Raw genomic sequence first — 6,226 nt, forward strand, 5'->3', positions numbered from 1 at the left:
CTGCCAATATGGCGTATTTGGCGGCCATGCTCGTTTTCTGTCAAATCCTACTAAACTATTGCTATATAATATGATATGCGAATCATACCGGTTTTGGCACGATGGTTGTATATATACAGGATGAAAAAGAAAGAAAGAAAACAAAAAATAAAGTAACGATTCTAGGAACAAGGAGGTGTTGTTATGACACTGATCAGATGGAGACCTTACAGGAGTATGGAGTCCGTTCAGGACGAAGTAAACAAAGTTTTCGACTCTTTCTTCGGCACTCCGGCCATGAGTGGCCGCGAAGATGCCTGGACTCCCGATGTCGATATCATTGAGGACAAGGATTCAATCACAGTCAACGTCGACATACCGGGCATGAAGAAAGATGATATCAAAGTATCGGTTCACGACCAGAGCCTGACCATCAGGGGCGAACGCAGGTACGAGAAGGAAGACAAGGACAAGAACTATCATCGCACCGAGCGCATGTATGGTGCTTTCAGTCGTACTTTCTCACTGCCGAGCACCGTCGAGGGCGACAGGATCAAGGCCAATTACAAGGATGGTGTTCTGAAGATCGAACTGCCCAAGGTCGAAGAGGTCAAACCGAAAGAGATTCCGATTTCCGTAGGTTAACCCCTCCCTCTTGTGTCTCCCGTAGCGCGGGGGAACGAAAGCTGAGTTGAAGGTGAAGCCCACGCCGTAACGGGAGTGGGCTTCTTGTTCAAAAACGGCTGAGTGTGAAGAGCAAAAAATTTAAAGGAGATGATATAATGAGTAAAGTAATAGGCATAGATCTGGGAACGACCAACAGTTGTGTCTCGGTCATGGAGGGCAAGGATCCGAAAGTGATCCCGAACTCCGAAGGTGGCCGAACGACGCCATCTGTGGTGGCGGTTTCCAAAAACGGCGAACGCCTGGTCGGTACTGTGGCCAAGCGCCAGGCGGTGACTAACCCGATAAACACCGTGTTTTCAGTCAAGCGTTTTATCGGACGCCGTTACGACGAAGTGACACAGGAAATCAAGAACTATCCATATAAAGTGGTCAAGGGCGACAAGGGCGAAGTCATGATCGAGATGGAGGGTAAGAAATACGCTCCACCCGAAGTTTCGGCCATGATCCTTACCAAGATGCGCCAGACGGCCGAGGAGTACCTGGGCGAGAAAGTGACCGACGCGGTTATCACCGTACCGGCTTATTTCAACGACTCCCAGCGTCAGGCTACCAAGGATGCCGGCAAGATCGCCGGGTTGAATGTTCTGCGTATCATCAACGAGCCGACCGCGGCTTCCCTGGCTTATGGTCTGGACAAGAAAAACGACGCCCGTATCGCGGTCTATGACCTCGGTGGCGGTACATTCGATATCTCGATTCTTGAGATCGGCGACGGCGTCTTTGAGGTCAAGTCGACCAATGGCGATACCCACCTGGGCGGTGATGATTTCGACAAGAGGATCATCGACTGGCTGGTAGACGAGTTCAAGAAGGAACAGGGTGTCGATCTGTCGGCTGACCCGATGGCAATTCAGCGCTTGAAAGAGGCGGCCGAGAAAGCCAAGATCGAGCTCTCCTCGACTATGGAAACGAACATCAATCTGCCGTTTATCACGGCCGATCAGTCGGGGCCCAAACATCTCAATATGACCCTGACCCGTTCTCGCTACGAGCAGATGGTCGATGACCTGATCGAGCGCACGGTCGAGCCCTGCAAGAAAGCCATGGCGGATGCCAGGGTCAGTTCTGCGGATATCGATTCGGTGGTGCTCGTGGGTGGTATGACCCGTATGCCGAAAGTGATCGAGATGGTCAAGGAGTTCTTCGGCAAGGAACCCCACAAGGGAGTCAATCCGGATGAGGTGGTTGCGATCGGCGCGGCTATCCAGGGCGGAGTGCTTTCGGGTGAAGTCAAGGACGTTCTGCTCCTGGATGTCACCCCGCTGTCATTGGGTATCGAAACCCTGGGCGGTGTGCTGACCAAGCTGATCGAACGTAACACGACTATCCCGACCAAGAAGACTGAAATCTTCTCGACCGCCGAGGACAACCAGACCACCGTCGAGGTTCATGTCCTGCAGGGCGAGCGCCAGATGGCAGTCGACAACAAGACCATCGGCAGGTTCCATCTCGACGGTATCCCGCCGGCTCCGCGGGGAGTGCCCCAGATCGAGGTTACTTTCGATATCGATGCCAACGGTATCCTGAATGTTTCGGCCAAGGATAAAGGCACAGGTAAAGAACAGAGCATCCGAATCGAAGCTTCCTCCGGGTTGTCCGAGCAGGAAATCGAAAAGATGGTCAACGATGCCAAGGCCAATGAGGACCAGGACGCCAAACGCAAAGAAGAGATCGATACGCGCAATATGGCCGACAGTATCGCCTACCAGACCGAGAAGAACCTCAAGCAGTTCGAGGACAAGCTGGATGACGATACAAAGTCGAAGCTGAACGCGGCTCTCGAACGCACGAAGCAGGCGATAAGTGATAATAACCTGGCCGAGATGAAGTCCGCTTCGGAGGATCTGCAGAAAATGTGGCATGAAGCCTCGGCCGGTATCTACCAGCAGGCTACTCAGCAACAGCAGGGTCAGCCGGGAGCCGACCAGAGTGCGCCGTTTGACCGCGGTAGTGGCGGTAATGGACAGCCCGAACAGGGACAGGATGAAGCGGTCGAGGCCGACTTCGAGGTTGTCGATGACGACAAGAAGTAAACGCGATAACGATAGATATGCCGGGGACCGACAAGCGTCTCCGGCATATGTAAACGCCAATTCAGTTTGAGCGAGGATACCAAGGATGCCGACTTATGAGTACAGGTGTGTAGAATGCGGTCATCAGTTCGAACGTTTCCAGTTCATCAATGATGAACCGCTCGGCAAAGCTGACTGCCCTGTCTGTCATGGTGAAGTCAAGAGGTTGATCTCAGGTGGCGCGGGTTTGCTGTTTAAGGGATCGGGATTTTATATCACCGATTACCGTTCCGACAGCTACAAAAAAGCGGCCAAAGCGGAGACATCGACTCAGACCAAAACGGACAGCGTTAAACCTGAGAAGGCGAATTGACAGAGGGACATATTCTGCGGGTAATGTCGAGATGAATAGCTTGCGAAAGAGCTTTGTAAAAGTTTAATTGTGATGGTCACAGGCGGTATCTTCGTATGCCGCCTTTGTTGTGGAAAATCGTCAGGGAAGATCCCTGATGACATAACCTGACTTGGCGGGTTCTCTGCGAGACTGACATTTTTTGGTGGCCTGCTCGTAAACGGGTGTGATTGAATCCCCCTCTAAAGAGGTTGGGAGCCCTGCGAGCGGAGTGCAACAGTCTCAATGCAATAAAAGAGAGATTGCCGCGTCGTCATCACGTATAGGCGTGACAACTTTTCGCAATGACAAATGTAACGATTGAGGTCATGACATGCTTGATTTCGAACCAGGGTATTATGAACTGCTGGAAATCGAAAAAGATGCTTCAACCGATGACATAAAATCGGCCTTCCGAAAACAGGCCAAACGTCATCATCCGGACACGAGTCACGAGGCCGACGAAAACTTCGTGCGCCTCAGAAAAGCTTACGAGATCCTGATCGATCGTGTCAAACGCGAGAAATACGACCGCTACCTTCAGGTCCTGGTCGGTTCGAAGAACCTGATCGAGGTGCGAACGGCAATGCGTGATCTCTACGACGACATGGTAGGATACCTGGTCTCGATGGCCGGGTTCGGCAATCGGTCGGAATATGAACTTGTCTTGAAAAAGAAGAGTTATAATGAAGATAAGATCATACGGGCACAACTGCCCTTGGTCGAAATCTGCCGCAGATGTATGGGCACCGGCGGTACGATTTTCAGGCAGTGCTCGCGATGCGGAGGCAAAGGAAAGCTTGAATATGCTGAAAGCGTTGACCTGTTTATACCGGCAGGCAGTGAAGAAGGTGAAAGCATGATGATTTCAGTACCGGGCCAGAAGGTCAAGCTTACTTTGAAATATGAATAAGAGGTTGATATAGATATGGCTGGAAAAGATTATTATAAAACACTGAACGTTTCCGAAAACGCCTCAAAAGATGAAATCAAGAAGGCGTATCGCAGGCTGGCAAAAAAGTATCATCCGGATGCCAACAAGGATAATCCCGAAGCCGAGGCGAAATTCAAGGAAGTCTCCGAGGCCTATGGTGTCCTGAATGATCCCAGGAAACGCCAGCAGTACGATCAACTGCGTAAGTACGGGGGCGGTTTCGGCGCGGGTGCCGGTTCGCCATTCGGACAGGGCGCGCCTCAGGGCGGTTTCGGTGGGTACGGCCAGGGCGGATCATTCCGAATGGATGATTTCGACCTGGGCTCATTCGGCGATCTTTTCAGCTCGATCTTCGGCGACAGGGGCGCGCGTACTCACAGGCGGAAGTCGGCCCGTCGCAGGCCGGTCAAGGGAACGGACCTGAGGATTACGTTGCCGGTCAGTTTCCGGGAGGCCGCGCTCGGCACGAAAAAGACCATCCGCTACAAGCGCGATGAAAACTGCCCGCGTTGCAATGGCACCGGAGCTGAACCGGGAAGCGGTCAGACGACCTGTCCCAAATGCAACGGCTCGGGAATGTACTCGATGTCGCAGGGGATGTTCTCGATTTCGAGGCCCTGCCCGCAATGTTTCGGAACCGGGCAGGTCGCAGGCAAGCCCTGCGGTCAGTGCAATGCCACTGGCAAAATGCAGATACGGAAAACAGTAAATGTCAGGATCCCGGCTGGTATTCGAAGCGGTAAAAAAATCAGGCTCCGGCAGATGGGCAACGCTGGCCCGGAGGGGATGCCCGAAGGTGATTTGATTATCACCGTCTCGGTCAAACCGGATCGGTTTTTACGCAGAAGCGGCCTGGATGTCTTCTGCGATGTGCCCCTGTCTCTGTCGCAGGCTCATGACGGCACCAAAATCAAGGTGCGCACATTGAGCGGCAAAGCTATGCTGACCATACCGCCATTGACAAAGGACGGCTCGCTGTTCAAGCTGAAAGGGCAGGGCATCAATGACGGCAAAGCGGTTGGCGATCAGTATGTCAAGGTGAAAATCAGGTATCCGAAAAAGCCCTCGGAAGAAGAACAGCGCATGATCGATGAGATCGAGGGCAAAGCTAAGCCGAAAGAGAAAACTGAAGCTAAGGCGTAGTAATATATAGTGTAATATATATGTTGTATGGGTTTGATAGGTGGATTTTGAGTACAAAGAAGGTGATGTATAAATGAGGATGGATAAGTTAACACAGCGTTCGCAGGAGGCCTTGCAACTCGCCTCCGAACGGGCGCAGGAAAACTCGCACAGCCAGATTGAAGATCTGCATCTGCTGGAGGCGATGCTGTCCGTGGATGACAGCTTCGTGGGGGCTGTGTTGCAGAAAGCCGGTGTCGCTACAACCGAGTTGCAAAACCGGGTGCAGTCGGAGCTGGGGAAACTGGCCAGGGCATATTCCGAGGCCGCCCAGGTCTATATGGCGCCCGAGCTCAACAAGATTCTGGCACAGGCTTTCAAGGAAGCCCGGAACTTAAAGGATGAGTTTGTCTCAGTCGAGCATATCCTTTTGGCGATGATTTCCAGCGGGAGTTCGAAGGTCAGGAGTATCTTCAATGAACTCGGAATCGACAAGCAGAAGGTTCTGGCGTCAATGTCGGAACTGCGCGGTCATCAGCGGGTCACAGATCCCGACCCGGAATCGAAATACCAGGTTCTGGAAAAATATTCGCGTGATTTGACAGCTTTGGCCAAACGTGGCAAACTCGACCCGGTCATCGGCCGTGAGGATGAGATCCGCCGGGTGATGAAGGTGCTCTCGCGCCGTACCAAAAACAACCCGGTCCTGATCGGTGAGCCGGGCGTGGGTAAAACTGCCATAGCCGAGGGGCTGGCGATCAATATCGCCAATGGCGATGTGCCCGAATCACTCAAGGAAAAGAAGCTGGTAGCGCTTGACCTGGGTTCGCTTCTGGCAGGCTCGAAATTTCGTGGCGAATTCGAGGAACGGCTTAAAGCTGTGCTGAAGGAAGTCGAAAAATCGGAGGGTTCGATCATCCTGTTTATCGACGAACTGCATACCTTAGTCGGCGCGGGAGCGGTCGGTTCCGGTTCGATGGATGCCTCCAATATGCTCAAGCCGGCGCTGGCAAGGGGCGAACTGCATTGTATCGGCGCGACCACAATCGACGAATACCGCAAGCATATCGAAAAAGATGCCGCACTCGAACGCCGGTTCGC

General features: G+C 52.7%; 6 protein-coding genes. All 6 read left to right on the forward strand.

What is annotated here, in order from left to right; all coding sequences use genetic code 11:
• The first annotated feature begins 183 nt into the window (after nucleotides 1–183).
• Nucleotides 184–624 carry an Hsp20 family protein gene (locus tag GF404_11690; GenBank protein ID MBD3382843.1) on the forward strand — a complete coding sequence of 147 codons (441 nt, stop codon included), beginning with the start codon at nucleotides 184–186 and terminating at the stop codon, nucleotides 622–624.
• A 137-nt stretch (nucleotides 625–761) separates the two neighbouring features.
• Nucleotides 762–2,699 carry a molecular chaperone DnaK gene (dnaK, locus tag GF404_11695; GenBank protein ID MBD3382844.1) on the forward strand — a complete coding sequence of 646 codons (1,938 nt, stop codon included), beginning with the start codon at nucleotides 762–764 and terminating at the stop codon, nucleotides 2,697–2,699.
• Between the two features lie 85 nt (nucleotides 2,700–2,784).
• On the forward strand, nucleotides 2,785–3,051 hold the full coding sequence (locus GF404_11700; protein MBD3382845.1) for a zinc ribbon domain-containing protein: 267 nt from the start codon (nucleotides 2,785–2,787) through the stop codon (nucleotides 3,049–3,051).
• A 352-nt stretch (nucleotides 3,052–3,403) separates the two neighbouring features.
• Nucleotides 3,404–3,982 carry a DnaJ domain-containing protein gene (locus GF404_11705; GenBank protein ID MBD3382846.1) on the forward strand — a complete coding sequence of 193 codons (579 nt, stop codon included), beginning with the start codon at nucleotides 3,404–3,406 and terminating at the stop codon, nucleotides 3,980–3,982.
• 15 nt (nucleotides 3,983–3,997) lie between these two features.
• A complete protein-coding gene (gene dnaJ / locus GF404_11710) occupies nucleotides 3,998–5,146 on the forward strand; it encodes a molecular chaperone DnaJ (protein MBD3382847.1) in 1,149 nt (382 codons plus the stop codon).
• 73 nt (nucleotides 5,147–5,219) lie between these two features.
• Nucleotides 5,220–6,226, forward strand: a 1,007-nt coding sequence (locus GF404_11715) for an AAA family ATPase (GenBank protein MBD3382848.1), incomplete at its 3' end; no start/stop codon positions are given.

The organism is Candidatus Zixiibacteriota bacterium (genome assembly GCA_014728145.1).
Lineage (GTDB): Bacteria > Zixibacteria > MSB-5A5 > JAABVY01 > JAABVY01 > WJMC01.

What these genes read in the sequence shown, in the direction of transcription:
- GF404_11690 (MBD3382843.1), top strand. Translation starts at nt 184, where the DNA reads ATGACACTGATCAGATGGAGACCTTACAGGAGTATGGAGTCCGTTCAG.
- dnaK (MBD3382844.1), top strand. Translation starts at nt 762, where the DNA reads ATGAGTAAAGTAATAGGCATAGATCTGGGAACGACCAACAGTTGTGTC.
- GF404_11700 (MBD3382845.1), top strand. Translation starts at nt 2,785, where the DNA reads ATGCCGACTTATGAGTACAGGTGTGTAGAATGCGGTCATCAGTTCGAA.
- GF404_11705 (MBD3382846.1), top strand. Translation starts at nt 3,404, where the DNA reads ATGCTTGATTTCGAACCAGGGTATTATGAACTGCTGGAAATCGAAAAA.
- dnaJ (MBD3382847.1), top strand. Translation starts at nt 3,998, where the DNA reads ATGGCTGGAAAAGATTATTATAAAACACTGAACGTTTCCGAAAACGCC.